This window comes from Pseudonocardia sp. ICBG601 (assembly GCF_020496245.1).
This window is the reverse complement of the sequence record NZ_JAHLJA010000148.1, coordinates 1,199,340-1,215,314: the sequence shown is the minus strand read 5'-3', so window position 1 is coordinate 1,215,314 and position 15,975 is coordinate 1,199,340. Positions and strand designations below refer to the sequence as shown.

Here is a 15,975-nt window from a genome sequence, read left to right as displayed (position 1 = left end):
TCAGTTCGCTCCCGAGAACTCGCGACGGCGCTCGACGATGTAGCGAGCGATCATGTTGACCAGCAGGGTGATCAGGAAGAGCACCAGGCCGGACGCGATGAGGACGTTGACGTCGAGGCCGGACGCCTCGGGGAACTGCAGCGCGATGTTCGCGGCGATCGTCGACGGGTTGCCGGAGCCGATCAGGTTGAACGTGATCCCGCCGGAGACCGACAGGATGATCGCCACCGCCATGGTCTCGCCGAGCGCGCGGCCGAGGCCGAGCATCGCGCCCGAGACGATCCCGGAGCGGCCGAACGGCAGCACCGCGAGCCGGATCATCTCCCAGCGGGTCGCCCCCAGGGCGAGCGCGGCCTCCTCGTGCAGCTTCGGCGCCTGGAGGAAGACCTCACGGGCGACGGCGGTGATGATCGGCAGGATCATCACGGCGAGGACGAGGCCGACGACCAGCATCGTGCGGCCGGTGGCCGACGGCGGGCCGGCGAAGAAGGGCAGCCAGCCGAGGTAGGTGTTCAGCCACACCATCAGCCCGACGGTCGCCGGGGCCAGGGTGGCCATGCCCCACAGGCCGTACACGATGGACGGCACCGCGGCCAGCAGGTCGACGACGTAGCTGAGCGTCTGTGCGAGCCGGCGCGGGGCGTAGTGGCTGATGAACAGGGCGACCGCGATCGCCAGCGGCGTCGCCACGATCAGCGCGATGACCGCGCTGACGAGCGTGCCGAAGATGAGCGGCGCGATGTAGAGGGCGAGTCCGCCGTGCACCTCGGACGCAGGGGCCACGACGGCCGGGAACGCCTCGCTGACGAGGAAGGCCGCGACGCCGGCGAGGACGACGAGGATGAGGATGCCTGCACCCTTGGCCGACCCGGCGAAGATCCGGTCCCCGAGCTGGGTCACCGGCTTCGCAGGTGCGGGCGCGGGCGAGTTTTCCGTGGTGGTCACTGTGATCCCTGGGGGTGCGGAACGCGCTGGGCAGGGGACTCGAGCGGCCGGGAACCCCGGGCGGTCACCATGATGACGACCGCCCGGGGCTCCTGGCTAGATGACATCCGACTCAGACTCAGCCCTGGGCCTTGATCTGGTCGATCACCGGGTCGATCTGTCCGCGGAGCGTGTCCGACAGCGGCGCGGAGCCCGCGTTCTGGGCGGCGGTCTGCTGGCCCTCGGACGAGACCACGTACTTCAGGAACGCCTTGGTGGTGTCGGCCTGGGCGGCGTCCGGGTACTGCGGGCACGCGAGCAGGTAGGACACCAGCACGACCGGGTAGGCACCGCCGGTGGCGGTCCGGTTGAGGTCGAAGGCGAACGAGGTGTCGCCCTGGCCCTCGACGCGCTTGGACTCCTCGAGGATCTTGGCCGCGGCCTCGGCGGTCGGCTCGACCGCCTGGTCGCCCAGCTTGACCTTGGCCTTGCCGAGGTCCTTGGCCTGGCTGGCGTCGGCGTAGCCGATGGTGCCGTCGCCGCCGCCGACGGCGGTCACGACGCCGGAGGTGCCCTGCGCGGCCTCGCCACCCTGGACCGGCCAGGTCTGCGCGGCCTTGTCGGTCCACACCGACGGGGCGGCCTTGTTCAGAAAGTCGGTGAAGTTCTGGGTGGTGCCCGACTCGTCGGAGCGGTGCACCGGGGTGACGCGGGTGGCCGGGAGCTGGACGCCCGGGTTGTCCGCGGCGATCTTCGGGTCGTTCCAGGTGGTGATCTGGCCCTTGAAGAGACCGGCGATGGTGGCCGGGGACAGGGTCAGGTCGTTGACGCCGTTCAGCTTGAAGACGACGGCGATCGGCGAGACGTAGCTCGGCACCTCGATGACCGAACCGCCACAGCGCTCGCGCGCCTTGGCCAGCTCGTCGTCCTTGAGGTAGGCGTCGGTGCCGGCGAACTGGACACCGCCCTGGATGAACTGGGTGCGGCCACCGCCCGAGCCGACCGGCTGGTAGTTGACGGTCGCACCCGGGTTGGCGCCGCCGAAGCCGGCGATCCAGGCCTGCATGGCCGCCTGCTGGGAGCTCGCGCCCGCACCGGCGATCTGGCCGGTGACGCCCGAACCCTGGGCGTCCGAGCCGCCGCCCTCGTTCGCCGCACCGCAGCCGGCGACGAACAGTGCGCAGGACGTGGCGATACCGACGGCAGCCAGGCGCGCCCGGGGCGCGCGCCGCTTGGTCTTCACTGCAGTTTCCTCCGAGTCGGCGGGAGCCGGTTGCGGGACGGCGGTCTGGGGTGACCACTCGGCCGCAGACGCTAGGAGTCGACGTTGGACGCCACCCCCACGGAAGATGAACGTGGGATGAACAGGGTCGGCGACCGGGTGGACCTGCGTCACACGTTCGAACGAACCCCGTCACCGGCCGTCGAACGGTGACGGGGTCTCACCGGGCGTAGTTGACGTCCGCGGCGTGCACGGCGAACCCGAGGCGCTCGTAGACGGCCACGGCGGGGGCGTTGTCGGCCTCGACGTAGAGCAGCACCGTGTCCAGTCCGCGGTCGTGCAGGTGGTGCAGCCCGGCGAGGGTCAGGACCTTCCCGAGCCCCCGTCCGTGGGTGGCCGGGTCGACGCCGAGGACGTAGACCTCGCCCAGGGCCCGCTCGTCGCCGGTCGCGGGGTGGACCTTGGTCCAGTGGTAGCCGAGCAGGGTGCCGCCGCCGTCGACGGCGAGCAGGAACCCGTCCGGGTCGAACCAGTCCTCGGCCTCCCGCGCGGCGAGCTCGGCGCCGGTCCAGCCGCCCTGCTCGGGGTGCCAGTCGAAGGCGGCGTTGTTGACGCGCAGGAACTCGTCGTCGTCGCGGCCGGGTTCGAAGGCCCGGATCGTGACGCCGTCGGGGACGGTCAGGGCGGGCAGCGGGCCCGCCGCGGTGGTGCGGCGCATCTGCCAGAGCACGCGGTCCCGGCGGTAGCCCCGGCCCGCGGCGAGCTCCTTCGCGGCGTCGAGGTCGCCGTGCGCCCACACGTGCGGGTCGGCGGTGACCTTCTCGACCGCGGCGACGAGCGCGCCGCCGATCCCCCGCCGTCGTGCGCCGGGGTGCACCGCCAGCTCGGCGTAGGTGCCGTCGACCTGGGCGTAGCCGTCCACGGCGCCGTCGTCACCGGCGACGACGAGGTGCGTCACGCCGTCGGCGGGGGCGTCCGGGCGCAGGTGCATCAGGAACTGCTCGGAGAGCGGTTCGGCGCCGTCGGCGGCGGTCGCCGCCCTCAGCAGGTCCTGCACCGCGGAGACGGTGGCGGCGTCGAGACGGGAGTGCTCCTGCGGGTCCACGAGCGCCGACCCTAGGTCACCGCGGCACCCACGCTCCACGTCCCGGGCCGGTCGGGGGCCGGGCGCCGGGCAGGCGACGGTCCGGGACGGGCTCGGGGTCCGCGTCGTCCTGGTCGGGCGGCGCGGACAGCCCGCCGCGCGACGGGCGGACGAACTTGTAGCCGACGTTGCGCACGGTGCCGATCATCTGCTCGTGCTCGCCGCCGAGCTTGGCGCGCAGCCGCCGGACGTGGACGTCGACGGTGCGGGTGCCACCGAAGAAGTCGTAGCCCCAGACCTCCTGCAGCAGCTGGGCCCGGGTGAACACCCGTCCCGCGTGCTGCGCGAGGTACTTGAGCAGCTCGAACTCCTTGTAGGTGAGCTCCAGCAGCCGGCCCTTGAGCCGCGCCGAGTACGTCGCCTCGTCGATGACGAGCTCGCCGAGGACGAGCGCGCCACCCCCGGACGCGGACTCGGCGCCGGGGCGCGACCGCAGCAGCCGCAGCCGGGCGTCCACCTCGGCCGGGCCGGTGTCGGGGAGCAGGATCTCGTCGACCACCCACTCGCCGGACACGGCGACCAGGCCGCCCTCGTTCAGCACGGCGATCACCGGCGCGTCGGTCCCGGCGCTGCCCAGCAGCCGGCACAGGCTGCGCGCGGCGACCAGGTCGGAGCGGGCGTCCACCAGGACGGCGTCGTGCGGACCGGCGTCGAGCAGTGCCGCCACCTCGGGCGCCGCGGTCCGCACGTTGTGCGGCAGCAGCGACAGGGCGGGCAGTACGGCTGCCGCATCCGGAGCCGTGGTCAGCAGGAGCAGTTCCATGGACTCCCCCTTCTCGCGATACGCGGACGATACCGGGACGTCACCCCACGGTCAGCCGCAGAGCGACGGGTTTCACGCCCCGATCTGGATCGTTCCCGCCGGGGATCGGAACCGATCCGGGGCCCCGGGGCCGCCCACCGGACCGGCGGCGGGGCTCTCTACCCTGGTCAGGACCTATCCCGATCCTGTGGAGGCCCGGTCGTGGGACGCCCCGTCCGTCGCGTGCTCGTCGCCGTCCTGGCGGTGGCCGCCGTGCTCGTCGTGGGCGACCTCGCCACCGGGGCGGCCGTCGAGTCGGGCATCTCCCGCGCACTGCGCGACCGGCTCGACCTCCCCGAGGACCCCCACGTGCAGGTGCACGGCTTCTCGGTGCTCGCCCAGGCCGCGACCGGCCGCTACGACCACGTCGAGATGACGCTGCAGCGGGTCCCGGTCGGGCCGCTGCGCACCCCCGAGCTCCAGGTGCAGATGTACGGCCTGCGCGGGGACCTGTCCGACCTCGCCGGGCTCGGGCCCGCCCGGTTCCGCGCCGCGGCGGCCGAGGGCATCGTGCAGGTCAGCCCGAACGACATCCGCCGGATGGTCGTCGACGCCGGCGGTCCGGCCGCCGGGGTGACGCGGCTGTCGGTCGAGGCCGTCGACGCGAACGCGATCGACTCGGTGATCCGGGCCGGCGGCGACCCGACGCTGCGCGGGCTCGACCCGCGCAACGCGGCACGGTTCGTCGCGGAGATGCCGGTGGACGGCGCCGACGCGCAGGTGGCCGTGCTGGCCGTGCTCGTCGTCGACCGCGGCACGATGCGGATCGTCCCGCGCGACGTCCGGATCAACGGCTCGGACGAGCCGGTGCCGGACGCGGTCCGCACCTCGATGCTGCGCGCGCTCGCCGTGGACATCGACCCGGGTCCGCTGCCGCTGGGCGTCACCGCGACCTCGGCGAGCGTTCCGGAGTACAACGTCCTGCAGGTCGCCGGGTCCGTGCGCGACCTGAGCGTGGGCGGAGGACCGGGCACGTCCCGCTCCGCGGGCTGAGAGGGGGCGTCGGTGGACGTCACGGGTGCGGTGGTGCTGGTCGTCGTCCTGCTAATGGCGACGCTCGCCGGGCTGGTCCTGCGCCGCCGTTCGGGGCGGCTCCGGCCCTCCGGGCACGACGGCGGCGCGCCCGCCGCGGCCGGGCCGGGCTGGGAGCTGGCCGGGACCGAGCCGGACGGGCGCCGGGCGCTGCTGCTGCAGCTGTCCTCCCCGGTCTGCGCGCCGTGCCGGCAGACCGCGCGCGTCCTCGGCGACCTGGCCGCGGCGGACCCGGGCGTGGCGCACGTGGAGGTCGACGTCGCCGAGCGCGTCGACGTCGCCCGGGCGCTGGGCGTGCTGCGGACCCCGACCACGGTCGTCTTCGACGCCCGCGGTGCCGAGGTCCTACGGGTCTCCGGGGTCCCGCGCACCGACGAGCTCGTCGCCGCCCTTCCCACCGGCTGAGAACGTGTGTGTGATGTCCGGTGGGCGCCGACCACTGGGCTCGGCACGGATCGTCGGCTAGGCTCGGTCCCGTGAACTGGCCGCTGACCCGACGCCGCACGGTCGATCTGTGCCGCCTCGCCGGCTGCCTGTGTCTGGACTCCTGACCCGCGTGTCCTGAGCCCCGGCGTCCCGCGACGCCGAGGTTCCCGCCCCGGTTACTGGAGTCCCATGTCCGTCACGGACCGCGGATCCGCGCTCGTCGAGCCCCGGCTCGACCCGCGCGGGGTCCGCTTCTCCGCCGCGATCACCACCGTCGTCCTGGCGCTGGTGCTGCTGTCCGGCAGCGGCCTGCTCGTACTCGCGCAGGCCGTCGTCTTCGCCGTCGGCGCGTTCGCCGGCATGCGGTTCGCCCCCTACGGCGTCGTGTACCGGCACCTCCTCGCCCCCCGGCTGGGTCCGCCCGCCGAGCGCGAGGACGCCGCCCCGGTCCGCTTCTCGCAGACCGTCGGGCTGGTGTTCACCGTCGTCGCGGCGGCCGGCTACCTGTCCGGCCTGACCGTGCTCGGTGTCGTCGCCACGGCGGCGGCGCTCGCGGCGGCCTTCCTCAACGCGGCCTTCGGCTTCTGCCTCGGCTGCGAGATGTACGGGCTCCTCGCCCGCCTGCGCGGCACCGCCGCGCAGTCCTGACCGTTCCCACGACACACGATTCGGGAGAGATCGACATGAGCCGCGAGGACGTCCTCGTCACCGCCGACTGGGCGGAAGAGAACCTGGAGACCGACGGGGTGGTGTTCCTCGAGGTCGACGAGGACACCACCGCCTACGACGGGGGCCACATCCCCGGTGCGGTCAAGGTCAACTGGACCGACGAGCTGCAGGACGCGGTCCGTCGCGACATCCCCACCAAGGAGCAGTTCGAGCAGCTGCTCTCCGCCAAGGGCGTCTCGAACGACGACAAGGTCGTGCTCTACGGCGGCAACAACAACTGGTTCGCCGCCTACGCGTACTGGGAGTTCAAGCTCTACGGCCACGACAACGTGGTGCTGCTCGACGGCGGCCGCAAGAAGTGGGAGCTCGACGGCCGGACCCTGACCACCGACGTCAAGGACCGGCCCGCGACCTCCTACACCGCCAAGGAGGCCGACACCTCGATCCGCGCGTTCCGCGACGAGGTCGTCGAGGCCATCGACGCCAAGAACCTGGTCGACGTCCGGTCGCCCGACGAGTTCTCCGGCAAGATCCTGGCCCCGGCCCACCTCCCGCAGGAGCAGAGCCAGCGTCCGGGCCACGTGCCGAGCGCGATCAACATCCCGTGGTCGAAGGCGGCCAACGAGGACGGCACGTTCAAGTCGAACGACGAGCTCGCCTCGCTGTACAAGGAGGCCGGCTTCGACGAGGGCAAGGCGACCATCGCCTACTGCCGCATCGGCGAGCGCTCCAGCCACACCTGGGTCGTGCTGCACGAGCTCCTGGGCCACTCCGACGTCAAGAACTACGACGGCAGCTGGACCGAGTACGGCTCGCTGATCGGCGTGCCGATCGAGCTGGGAGCGAAGTGACATGTGTGCCGCACCTGACCAGAACCTGACCCTGCCCCCGAACACGGACCTCTCCAAGGAGACCGTGCTCGCCGGCCGCGTCGTCGCCGCCGGCGACCCGGTGGCCGGGGCCTTCGTACGGCTGCTCGACGGCACCGGGGAGTTCACCGCGGAGGTCGTGTCCTCGGCCTCGGGTGACTTCCGGTTCTTCGCCGCCCCGGGCACCTGGACCGTCCGGGCGCTGTCGCGCTCGGGCAACGGGCAGTCCGAGCTCGTCGCCGACGGACCCGGCCTGCACCGCGCGGAGATCGCCGTCGCCTGACCCGCTCGTTCCACCCGAACGCCGTCCCGGTCCCGCCGGGGCGGCGTTCGGCGTTCCGGCCGCCGACGGTCCGCGCGTCGGAACGGCCGGGGAGGCGCGACGGCGTGGCAGGTCAGTAGACTCGCCCGCCGTGCACTGGTTCTCCACCGGGCTGTTGATCGCCCTGTCCGCGGGAACCGCCGCCTGGGCCGGCTGGTTGCTCCGTCGCCTGTTCGTCGTCGAGCCCGTCGCCGCGCCCGGGCCGGGTCCCGATCCCGAACGGGACCCCGACGACCACCACACCGAGGAGCAGACCCCGTGACCGACCCCGAGCCCGCCGCAGCGTCCGACGAGGAGCTGCAGACCACGATCACCGGTCCGGAGAACGCGGCCCCGGACTCCCCGCAGCGCAACCGGCCGCAGTGGCCCGACCTGCCCGTCGACGACGACACCGCCAACCTGCGCCAGGGCCCCGACCTGCACGAGGCCTGCCTCGGCCTGCTGCCGCTGGTCGGTACCTGGCGCGGCACCGGCGAGGTCGTCTACCCGACGATCGAGGGCCCGTTCCACTTCGGCCAGCAGATCACCTGGGCGCACGACGGGCGTCCGTTCCTGTCCTACGAGGCCCGCTCCTGGCTCCTCGACGACGACGGCGGGATCATCCGCCAGGCCGCCCGCGAGACCGGGTTCTGGCGTCCCCAGGAGGACGGCTCGATCGAGGTCCTGATCGCGCACCACACCGGGATCGTCGAGGTCTACTACGGGCCGCGGGGCGACATGCGGTCCTGGCAGATCGAGACCGACGCCATCGCCCGGACGCCCTCGGCCAAGGAGGTCACCGCGGCGAAGCGGCTCTACGGCCTGGTCAACCAGGGCGACCTCGCCTACGTCGACGAGCGCGCGATGGTCGGGCAGCCGATGCAGCCGCACATCTCGGCCGTCCTGCACCGCGTGGTCGGCTAGTTGGTCGCGGTCCGGGTCCGCCGCTGCGGCGGGCGGGCGGTGCTGCTGGAGGTCGACGACGCCGCCGGGGTGGCGGCCGTCGTCGCCGCCGTGCGGGACGCCGCGCTGCCCGAGGTGCGGGAGCTGGTCCCGGCCGCCCGGACCGTGCTCGTCGAGGTGGCGCCCGGAGCCGCCACCGAGCGGGTCGTACAGGTCGCACGGGCCGCGGACCCGGCCGCCGGCGAGGCGGGCACGGGCACAGTCCACACGCTGCCCGTGACCTACGACGGCGAGGATCTCGCGCTCGTCGCCGAGACCGCGGGCCTGTCCGTCGACGAGGTGGTCGCGCTGCACAGCGGCGCGGAGTACCGGGTGGACTTCTGCGGGTTCGCGCCGGGCTTCGGCTACCTCTCGGGGCTCCCGGAGCCGCTGCGGCAGCCACGCCTGGAGAGCTCGCGGACCGCGGTGCCCGCCGGCTCGGTCGGGATCGCCGACGTCTACAGCTGCGTCTACCCGCGGCGCTCCCCCGGCGGCTGGCGGCTGATCGGCCGCACCGACACGGTCCTGTTCGACCCCGTCGCCGACCCGCCCGCGCTGTTCACCCCCGGCGACCGCGTCCGGTTCGAGCCCCGGTGAGCGCGCTGCTGGTGGTGCGGGCCGGGCCGCAGGCGCTGGTGACCGACCGCGGACGTCCGGGGCACGCGCACCTGGGGGTGCCGCCGTCGGGCGCGCTGGACGGGCCGGCGTACGAGCTGGGGAACCGTCTGGTCGGCAACGACGACGGCGCGGCCGGGCTGGAGCTGCTCGGCGGCGGACTGCGGGTGCGCGCCCTGGGGGGCCGGACCGTCGCCGTCACGGGGGCGCCCGCGCCGGTGTCCGTCGACGGCCGCCCGGCCGCGTCGCACCGGGCGCTGCACCTGCCCGACGGCGCCGAGCTGACGGTCGGGACGCCGGTCGGCGGGCTGCGGTGCTATCTCGCCGTCGCGGGCGGGCTGGAGGTGCCGCTCGCGCTGGGCAGCCGCAGCACCGACCTGCTGTCCGGGCTGGGACCCGACCCGGTCGCGGACGGCGACGAGCTGCCGGTCGGCCCATGGTCCGGGCCGATCCCGGTGTCCGGGCCGGTCCCGGTGTCGCTGCCCGGTGCCGTGGTCGGGCTGCGGGTGCGCCCCGGCCCCCGCGACGACTGGTTCGCCGACCCGCACGCCGCCCTCGCCGGTCCGCTGTGGACGGTGACGGCCGACGGGAACCGGATCGGGGTCCGTCTCGACGGGCCGTCCCCACAGCGGCTCCCGGAGCTGCGCGACCGGGAGCTGCCGAGCGAGGGGATGGTGACCGGCGCGGTGCAGGTCCCGCCGGACGGGCCGCCGGTGGTGTTCCTCGCCGACCGTCCGACGACCGGTGGCTACCCGGTGATCGCCGTCGTCGAGCGCGCCGACCTGCCGCTGCTCGCCCAGGCCCCACCGGGGACGGGCGTGCGGTTCACCGTGCTGCGCTGAGGCTCAGCGCTCGGCGTCCTCGCCGTCGAGGATGGTGCGGACGTCGTCGACAGCCATCCCGGACAGCCTGCCGATCTGCGCCGGGTCGAGCCCGCACTCGTGCAGGTGCCGGACGGCGCCGGCCAGGTCGTCGCGGCGGCGGCGCAGGACCTCGTCGAGCTCGGCGATGCGGTCGCGGGTGTCGTCGAGCCGTTCGGTCGCGTCGACGGCGCGGGCCGGGTCCTCCAGGAGCACCCCGAGCAGCCGGTCCTTCGCGTCGCCGGCCGCCGGGGTGCGCGCCCCCGCGGTCGGGACGACGGCGAGCGGCAGCTCCTGCTGCTCGCCACCGGGGGCGTCGGGCTGCGGATCGACGACGGCGTCGGTGGCGCGCAGGCGCGCCCGCTGCACGGCGCGGGCCGCGAGGGCCTGCTGCACGGCCCGGGAGACCGGCTCGGGGGTCGGCCGGGACGTGATCTCGGACCCGGTGGGCGGGGTCGGCGCGGGGGGCGGCGTCGCCGGGATCCCGGACGTCGCGGGGAGGTCCTCCGCGGCCGGTTCCGCGCGCTCGGCCGACCAGGGCGGCAACGGGCCGGGCGCGGTGTCCTTCCGGGCGGCCGGAGCCTGTTCCGCGGCGGGGGGCACGGTGTCGTCCCCGGTGGCCGGGGCCTGCCCGGCCGCGGCGGGCGTGACCTCCGGGCCGGGCGCGACGACGTCGGTGAGGTCGTCGACGATGCGCAGCCGCGCGACAGGCCACTCCGGGACCGGCGGCGTGGCCGGGTCGCCGGGGGTGCCCGCGGCGTCCCGGGCTGCGATGACGTCGGCCGGGACGGTGGCGTCGGCCGGGACGGTGGCGTCGGCCGGGACGGTGGCGTCGGTCCCGGTGGCGCTGTCGGTCGCGGGGGTGCTGTCGGTTCCGGCAGGGCCGTCGGTTCCGGCAGGGCCGTCGGTTCCGGCAGCGGCAGCGGCTGCGGCGAGGGGCGTGGCGGCGGCGCGGCCCGGGCCGGCGGTGTCGGCGCGGTCCGTACCGCCGCTGTCCGTCCGGGCCGGGTCCGTCCGACCGGTGGTGTCGGCGGGAGCGGTGGCGGCGTGGGGGCCCGCCGGGGTCGTCGCGGACAGGGGCTCCACGTCCGCCGTGCCGCGCGCAGTGCCGTCGCTGGCGTCGGGGCCGTCGGGGGCACGACCGGCGCGCGTGGCGGCCCCGGCGCCCCGGGCCCGTCGCAGCCCGGTCGACCGGGGGCGCGGGGTCGGCCGGGGCCGGGGCAGCGGCTCCACCGCGGCACCCGACGCCCCGGTTCCCGGCGCGGCACCCGGGACCGGCGGCGCCGCGGCGAGCGCCACGGCGGCCGTCGCCTCCGGGTCTCGCCCCCGGGCGAGGGTGGCCGCGTCGGGCTGCTCGTCGGCCGGGGCGAACAGCGCCTCCAGCGAGCCCTCGTCCCCGTCGTCGTCGGGGGCGGCGTGGCGCCCCGCACCGGAGGCGACGACCGCGCCGGCGTACGCGGGCACCCGCGGCAGCGGACCGGTGTCCGCGCCGCGCTCGGCGACCACGTCGGCGACGGTCCGTGCACGGGCCGGGCGCGGCGGGTCGGCCGGGCCACCGGCCGCCTCACCGGTCCAGTCGGCATGGGACGGCTGCGGGTCCGCGGCCGTGCGCGGGGGCTCGAGCGGCAGCGGCACGGGCGCGGGGGTGCGGCGCGCACGCCACACACCCCACAGGACCAGGACCACGAGCACGCCCGCGCCCAGCACCGCCACGAGGGGCAGGACCGGGACCGTGAACGAGCCGAGCTGCATGGGCCCGGACCTTATTGGGGTCCCGGGCCCCGCGCGGGGAACCTCAGCTGCTGCGCGTCCCCGTCGACGGCTGCGCCGCGCCCGTCCGGCCCTTGTCACCGGTGGCCGCACCGGAACCGTTGCGGGTCGCGCCGTTGCCCTTCTCGCCACCCTGCGACGACGGCTCGGACGCCGACGACGCACCGTTACGACCGTTCTGACCGTGGCCGGCCTGGCCGGAGCCGTTGCGGGCCCCCTCCGGACCGGGTCGCGCCGGGCTGCGCCCGGCGGCCGGGTTCGCGGTCGTCGGCGGGTCCGCGTCGGCCTTCGCGCCCTCGGCCGCGGTGCCCTTCTCCCCCGCCGGCGGCTTCTGCGAACCATCCGTTGGGGTGTCACCGGAACGGCGGACGGCGCCGACCGCGACCGTGCGCTCGGCGTCGCCGCCGGGCGTCGGACGCGGGTCCTGGCGCGGCACGGCCGACGTCTTCGGCTCCGCCTCGACCGGACGGGACTCCGACGCGGGCCGGAACAGCTCGGCGGGTTCGGGCTCGTCCCCGGGCCGGACGGCGGTGGTGCGCTCGGCACCGCCCTGCTGCCCGGTGGGGGCCGGCGACGGGCGCGGGCCCGGTGCGGGCCGCGGACCCGGGCGCGGGCCGGCGGCCTTGTCCCCGTCGGTACCGCCGGGACGCGGTCCCGAGGCGTCCGTCCGGGCGGGCTGCGGTGCCCCGGCCGGACGGTCGGTACCCGCCCCACCGGTGCCGGGCTTGGCCGGACCGGAGTCGGGCCGGGACTGGGACCCGGAGTCCTGGCGCGCCGGGGCGGGCCCCGGCTGCGGACGCGGACCGGGCCGCGGCGCGGGTGCCGCATCGCCCGACGGCGACGCCTGGGCGGCGGCCGGTCGGGCACCGTTCACCCCGGCGCCGTTGACACCGGCCGCGGGGGCCTGCGGGCGGCCGTTCGGGGCGCCCTGCGGACGCGCGGGGCCCTGGTCCTTCTGACCGGGACGCTGCTCGGACCCCGGGCGCTCCTCGGCGCCGGACCGGGCACCGGGACGCTGCGGCTCCGGCGCACCCGGGCGCGGCCCGGGACGACCGGACCGCTGGTCCGCGGAGTCGGGACGGGCCTGGTCGGAGCGACCCTGGTCGGGACGACCGGGCCGGGCGTCGGCCTGCCCCGGGCGCGCGGAGGCGTCTGCACCCGTGGCGGCGGCAGCGGCGGCCGGCGTGGCGCCGGCACCGGACTGCGGGGCGGGCTTGGCACCGGCACCGGACTGCGCGGCGGGCTTCAGCCCGGGGCCCGGCTGACCGGCGGGCTTGGCCGCACCGGGCTGACCCGTGCCGGGCCGGTCGCCCGCGGCGGGCTTCGCGGAGCGGTCGTCGGACGACCCGGCCTCGCCGGACGGTCCGCCGGGCTTCTGCCCCGGGCCGGGGACCGGCCGGATCTCGTGGCGGGCCTTGTCCCCGGTGGCCGGGGCCTTCCCGACCTCGGCGCGCAGCTCGTCGCGACGGCGGGTCAGCTCCCCGACCTCGGTGCGGAGCTTGTCGCCCTGCTCACGGGCCCGGTCGGCGTCGGCGCGGGCGCGGTCGACCTGCTTGCGGGCCTCGGTGACGACACGCTCGGCGTCGGCACGGGCCTTGCTGCGGATCTCCTCCGCCTCCTCCTCGGCCTTCTGCAGGATCGCCTGCATGCGGTCGGAGAAGTTGTCGACGGCACCGTGCCGGTCGGAGTCCGACGGTCCCGGGCCGGGACGCGGCCCCGGACGCGGTGCCGGGCGCGGCGGCCCGCCGGCCGGACCGGCGGCGAACCCGCCGGGCGGCGGCACCGGCATGGGCGGCGGCATCGGCCGGCTCCGCAGTGCGTCGATGTCCGCGCGCATCCGGCCCATGAGCCGCTGCATCTGGACGATGTGCTCGTCCACCTGCCGACGGTCGTAGCCGCGGAGAACGACGTCGAACCGCGGGGAACCGCCCGGGCGGTCCGCCCCGTCTGCCGTCATCGCCTCTCCTCAGGTCGTCGACATGGGTGCCCTCGGAGGGCACGTACGAGGTCGGCGGACCGACGGTTCGGCGCGACCTCGCCGGTCAGGGTAGTCACGACGACGGGGTCGCGGCGAACCACGCAGCGTGCAACGGTCGTCCGTCGGCGTGGCGGGCCCCGCGACGGACGGTTCCGTGACACGATGTGCGGTCACCGTCCTCGTGGCCCGAGCCTACCGGGCCGTACCGAATACCATCGGCGGTGTGGACAGCACACTGAAGGGCACGTTGCACCGGCGTGGGCTCCGGATGACCCCTCAACGCCAGCTCGTGCTGGACGCGGTCCGGGAGCTGGGGCACGCGACACCCGAGCAGGTGTGCAGCCGGGTCCAGGCGACGGCGCCGGCGGTGAACATCACGACGGTGTACCGGACGCTGGACCTGCTCGAGGAGCTCGGCGTCGTCCGGCACGCCCATCTCGGGCACGGTGCGCCGACCTACTCCGAGCACCAGCACCGCCACGTCCACCTCGTCTGCCACCACTGCGGCCGGGTGGACGAGGCGCCGACCGAGCTGCTCTCCGATGTGGCGAGTCGCACGCTCGCCGACCTGGGCTTCCACCTGGACGCGACGCACGTGGCCCTGTCCGGCACGTGCGTCGACTGTGCGCACGACGACGAGGACTCCGCCGACGGAGCCCCCGAGCAGGACGACACGGCGCCCCAGGAGGGCGCGGAGGGAGACCGGTGACCGTTCCCGGATCCGAGCAGGACCCCGACACCACCGACAACGCCGGGGACACGACCCCCGACCCGGACGACGTCGTCGCCGCGCACCACGGCGACCCGCCGGCCGAGCAGCGGGCGATGGCCCGCTCCGCCGCCGTCGTCGACCGCGGGCACCGCGAGGTGCTGGCGGTGACCGGCGAGGAGCGGCTGTCCTGGCTGCACCTGCTGCTCACCCAGCACGTCAGCGAGCTGCCGCCCGGCACCGGCACCGAGGCGCTGGTGCTCGACGCGCAGGGCCGGGTGCTGCACCACATGGCCGTCGCGTCGTCGGCGGACACGGTCTGGCTCGACACCGAGCCCGGCGAGGGCGCGGCACTGCTCGACTACCTGGCGAAGATGGTGTTCTGGTCGAAGGTCGAGCCGCGCGACGTCACCGCCGAGCTGGCGGTGCTGTCGGTCGTCGGCCCCGGGACCGCGGCCGTGCTCGCCGCGGCGGGGCTGCCGGTGCCCGATGCGCCGAACGGCGTCACGGCCCTGCCGGACGGCGGGTTCGTGCGACGGATGCCGTGGCCGGGCCGGGACGCGGCGGACGTCGTCGTCCCCCGCGGGACGAAGGACGCCCGCTGGGCGGACCTCACCGCGGCCGGGGCGCGGGCCGCCGGGACGATCGCGTTCGAGGCGCTGCGGGTGGAGTCGCGCGCACCGCGCCTGCACCGCGACACCGACGACCGCACCATCCCGCACGAGGTCGGCTGGATCGGCTCCGCCGTGCACCTCACCAAGGGCTGCTACCGGGGCCAGGAGACCGTCGCCCGGGTCGCGAACCTGGGGCGCCCGCCGCGGCGCACGGTGCTGCTGATGCTCGACGCCGGCGACGAGGACCTGCCGCGCACCGGCGACCCGGTGGTGCGCGACGGCCGCACGGTCGGCCGGGTGGGCACGGTCGTCCAGCACCACGAGCTGGGCCCGGTGGCGCTCGCGCTGCTCAAGCGGTCGGTCCCGGTGGACGCCGAGCTGACCGCGGGCGTCGACGACCGGGTGTCCCCCGCGACGATCGACCCGGACTCCTACGAGCCGGACCCGGACACCCCGCCGCCGGGCCGCGCGGCCCGGGAACGGACGGGTGGCGCCGCGCGTCGCGGATGACGCGCGGCCCGGCCGGACCACCGTGGGGCGACCACCGGGTGAACACCCGGGGGCCCCGCGCCGGTCCGGGGCCGGGTCCGCCTGTGACGACGGCGGTGCCGCGTCGCATGTTCCGGGGTGAGCAGGGTACGGTTGTTTTCACGACATTGATGAGACGAGAGGGGCCGCCGGGTCGTGCGCAATGACCGGCCGCCCCTTCCCTGTTGTAAGGGGGACCTGCCATGGGGCGTGGACGAGCCAAGGCCAAGCAGACGAAGGTGGCCCGTGAGCTCAAGTACAGCTCCCCTTCTATGGATCTCGACGCCTTGCAGCGGGAGATCGGTAGCGCGACGGCGGTGACTACCGACAGCCGCGAGGACGACTACGGCGAGTACGACGACCTCGCCGCCAAGTACAACGACGAGGACGACGACCCTCGCCGTTGACGGCCACCCCGGCGCCCGGCTCCCCGTCGTGACACGACGGCCCGGGCGCCGCGGCACGTGCCGACCCGGTGAGTTCGCTCGTCGGACCGGTCGTACCGGGCGGTTTCCCCCGGCCGGTCGGATAGGGCAAGATCATGACCTGTCTCCTGTGGGAGGCTTGGTC

General features: G+C 75.5%; 19 protein-coding genes. 13 read left to right on the top strand and 6 right to left on the bottom strand.

The features are described from left to right. The 4 genes from pstC to KPL57_RS35010 form a co-directional block, all read right to left on the bottom strand. Positions 1-945 carry a phosphate ABC transporter permease subunit PstC gene (pstC, locus tag KPL57_RS35025; protein ID WP_226354850.1) on the bottom strand — a complete coding sequence of 315 codons (945 nt, stop codon included), beginning with the start codon at positions 943-945 and terminating at the stop codon, positions 1-3. Between the two features lie 118 nt (positions 946-1,063). After that, the gene (gene pstS / locus KPL57_RS35020) at positions 1,064-2,167 is read right to left on the bottom strand and encodes a phosphate ABC transporter substrate-binding protein PstS (RefSeq protein WP_226354849.1); all 1,104 of its coding nucleotides are present in this window, start codon (positions 2,165-2,167) and stop codon (positions 1,064-1,066) included. A 199-nt stretch (positions 2,168-2,366) separates the two neighbouring features. Further along, complete coding sequence (mshD, locus tag KPL57_RS35015) at positions 2,367-3,251, bottom strand: mycothiol synthase (protein ID WP_226354848.1); 885 nt, start codon at positions 3,249-3,251, stop codon at positions 2,367-2,369. 16 nt (positions 3,252-3,267) lie between these two features. After that, positions 3,268-4,053 (bottom strand): response regulator transcription factor, encoded by a 786-nt coding sequence (locus tag KPL57_RS35010; protein ID WP_062399702.1) that lies wholly within the window; start codon positions 4,051-4,053, stop codon positions 3,268-3,270. A 201-nt stretch (positions 4,054-4,254) separates the two neighbouring features. Here KPL57_RS35010 and KPL57_RS35005 point away from each other — a divergent pair, with 201 nt between their 5' ends. The 10 genes from KPL57_RS35005 (at position 4,255) to KPL57_RS34965 (ending at position 9,788) form a co-directional block, all read left to right on the top strand. Next, entirely contained in the window at positions 4,255-5,085 is an 831-nt protein-coding gene (locus tag KPL57_RS35005; protein WP_226354847.1) for a DUF2993 domain-containing protein, read from the top strand. A gap of 12 nt (positions 5,086-5,097) precedes the next feature. Next, complete coding sequence (locus KPL57_RS35000; RefSeq protein ID WP_226354846.1) at positions 5,098-5,529, top strand: thioredoxin family protein; 432 nt, start codon at positions 5,098-5,100, stop codon at positions 5,527-5,529. 20 nt (positions 5,530-5,549) lie between these two features. After that, on the top strand, positions 5,550-5,675 hold the full coding sequence (locus KPL57_RS72895; protein ID WP_374203827.1) for a putative leader peptide: 126 nt from the start codon (positions 5,550-5,552) through the stop codon (positions 5,673-5,675). A gap of 64 nt (positions 5,676-5,739) precedes the next feature. Further along, positions 5,740-6,198: a DUF4395 domain-containing protein gene (locus tag KPL57_RS34995; protein WP_100879370.1), complete on the top strand. Its 459-nt coding sequence runs from the start codon at positions 5,740-5,742 to the stop codon at positions 6,196-6,198. Between the two features lie 35 nt (positions 6,199-6,233). Continuing rightward, positions 6,234-7,070: a sulfurtransferase gene (locus KPL57_RS34990; protein ID WP_226354845.1), complete on the top strand. Its 837-nt coding sequence runs from the start codon at positions 6,234-6,236 to the stop codon at positions 7,068-7,070. Between the two features lies 1 nt (position 7,071). Further along, entirely contained in the window at positions 7,072-7,371 is a 300-nt protein-coding gene (locus KPL57_RS34985) for a DUF1416 domain-containing protein (RefSeq protein WP_178374777.1), read from the top strand. Positions 7,372-7,501: 130 nt separating this feature from the next. After that, on the top strand, positions 7,502-7,672 hold the full coding sequence (locus KPL57_RS34980) for a hypothetical protein (RefSeq protein ID WP_157818430.1): 171 nt from the start codon (positions 7,502-7,504) through the stop codon (positions 7,670-7,672). A gap of 35 nt (positions 7,673-7,707) precedes the next feature. After that, complete coding sequence (locus tag KPL57_RS34975) at positions 7,708-8,313, top strand: FABP family protein (RefSeq protein ID WP_062404071.1); 606 nt, start codon at positions 7,708-7,710, stop codon at positions 8,311-8,313. Next, positions 8,314-8,928, top strand: a complete 615-nt coding sequence (locus tag KPL57_RS34970) for an allophanate hydrolase subunit 1 (protein WP_226354844.1) — start codon at positions 8,314-8,316, stop codon at positions 8,926-8,928. Continuing rightward, complete coding sequence (locus KPL57_RS34965) at positions 8,925-9,788, top strand: biotin-dependent carboxyltransferase family protein (protein WP_226354843.1); 864 nt, start codon at positions 8,925-8,927, stop codon at positions 9,786-9,788. The genes KPL57_RS34970 and KPL57_RS34965 overlap by 4 nt, the downstream gene beginning before the upstream one ends. 3 nt (positions 9,789-9,791) lie before the next feature. On the opposite strand, the gene KPL57_RS34960 is transcribed toward KPL57_RS34965, so the two are convergent. Both KPL57_RS34960 and KPL57_RS34955 read right to left on the bottom strand, forming a co-directional pair. After that, a complete protein-coding gene (locus KPL57_RS34960; protein WP_226354842.1) occupies positions 9,792-11,558 on the bottom strand; it encodes a hypothetical protein in 1,767 nt (588 codons plus the stop codon). 43 nt (positions 11,559-11,601) lie between these two features. After that, positions 11,602-13,533, bottom strand: coding sequence for a hypothetical protein (locus tag KPL57_RS34955; RefSeq protein ID WP_226354841.1), 1,932 nt, complete (start codon positions 13,531-13,533; stop codon positions 11,602-11,604). 289 nt (positions 13,534-13,822) lie between these two features. Here KPL57_RS34955 and KPL57_RS34950 point away from each other — a divergent pair, with 289 nt between their 5' ends. From KPL57_RS34950 to KPL57_RS34940, 3 genes are all read left to right on the top strand, one after another. Beyond that, positions 13,823-14,263, top strand: a complete 441-nt coding sequence (locus KPL57_RS34950; RefSeq protein WP_083658651.1) for a Fur family transcriptional regulator — start codon at positions 13,823-13,825, stop codon at positions 14,261-14,263. Continuing rightward, positions 14,260-15,387 carry a folate-binding protein YgfZ gene (locus KPL57_RS34945; RefSeq protein ID WP_226354840.1) on the top strand — a complete coding sequence of 376 codons (1,128 nt, stop codon included), beginning with the start codon at positions 14,260-14,262 and terminating at the stop codon, positions 15,385-15,387. Before KPL57_RS34950 ends, KPL57_RS34945 begins: the two co-directional genes overlap by 4 nt. A 221-nt stretch (positions 15,388-15,608) precedes the next feature. Continuing rightward, on the top strand, positions 15,609-15,812 hold the full coding sequence (locus KPL57_RS34940) for a DUF3073 domain-containing protein (protein WP_062399683.1): 204 nt from the start codon (positions 15,609-15,611) through the stop codon (positions 15,810-15,812). Positions 15,813-15,975 lie beyond the last annotated feature (163 nt).

What these genes read in the sequence shown, in the direction of transcription:
- KPL57_RS34955 (WP_226354841.1), bottom strand. Translation starts at nt 13,533, where the DNA reads ATGACGGCAGACGGGGCGGACCGCCCGGGCGGTTCCCCGCGGTTCGAC.
- KPL57_RS34940 (WP_062399683.1), top strand. Translation starts at nt 15,609, where the DNA reads ATGGGGCGTGGACGAGCCAAGGCCAAGCAGACGAAGGTGGCCCGTGAG.
- KPL57_RS35010 (WP_062399702.1), bottom strand. Translation starts at nt 4,053, where the DNA reads ATGGAACTGCTCCTGCTGACCACGGCTCCGGATGCGGCAGCCGTACTG.
- KPL57_RS34950 (WP_083658651.1), top strand. Translation starts at nt 13,823, where the DNA reads ATGACCCCTCAACGCCAGCTCGTGCTGGACGCGGTCCGGGAGCTGGGG.
- KPL57_RS34995 (WP_100879370.1), top strand. Translation starts at nt 5,740, where the DNA reads ATGTCCGTCACGGACCGCGGATCCGCGCTCGTCGAGCCCCGGCTCGAC.
- KPL57_RS34960 (WP_226354842.1), bottom strand. Translation starts at nt 11,558, where the DNA reads ATGCAGCTCGGCTCGTTCACGGTCCCGGTCCTGCCCCTCGTGGCGGTG.
- KPL57_RS34985 (WP_178374777.1), top strand. Translation starts at nt 7,072, where the DNA reads ATGTGTGCCGCACCTGACCAGAACCTGACCCTGCCCCCGAACACGGAC.
- KPL57_RS34990 (WP_226354845.1), top strand. Translation starts at nt 6,234, where the DNA reads ATGAGCCGCGAGGACGTCCTCGTCACCGCCGACTGGGCGGAAGAGAAC.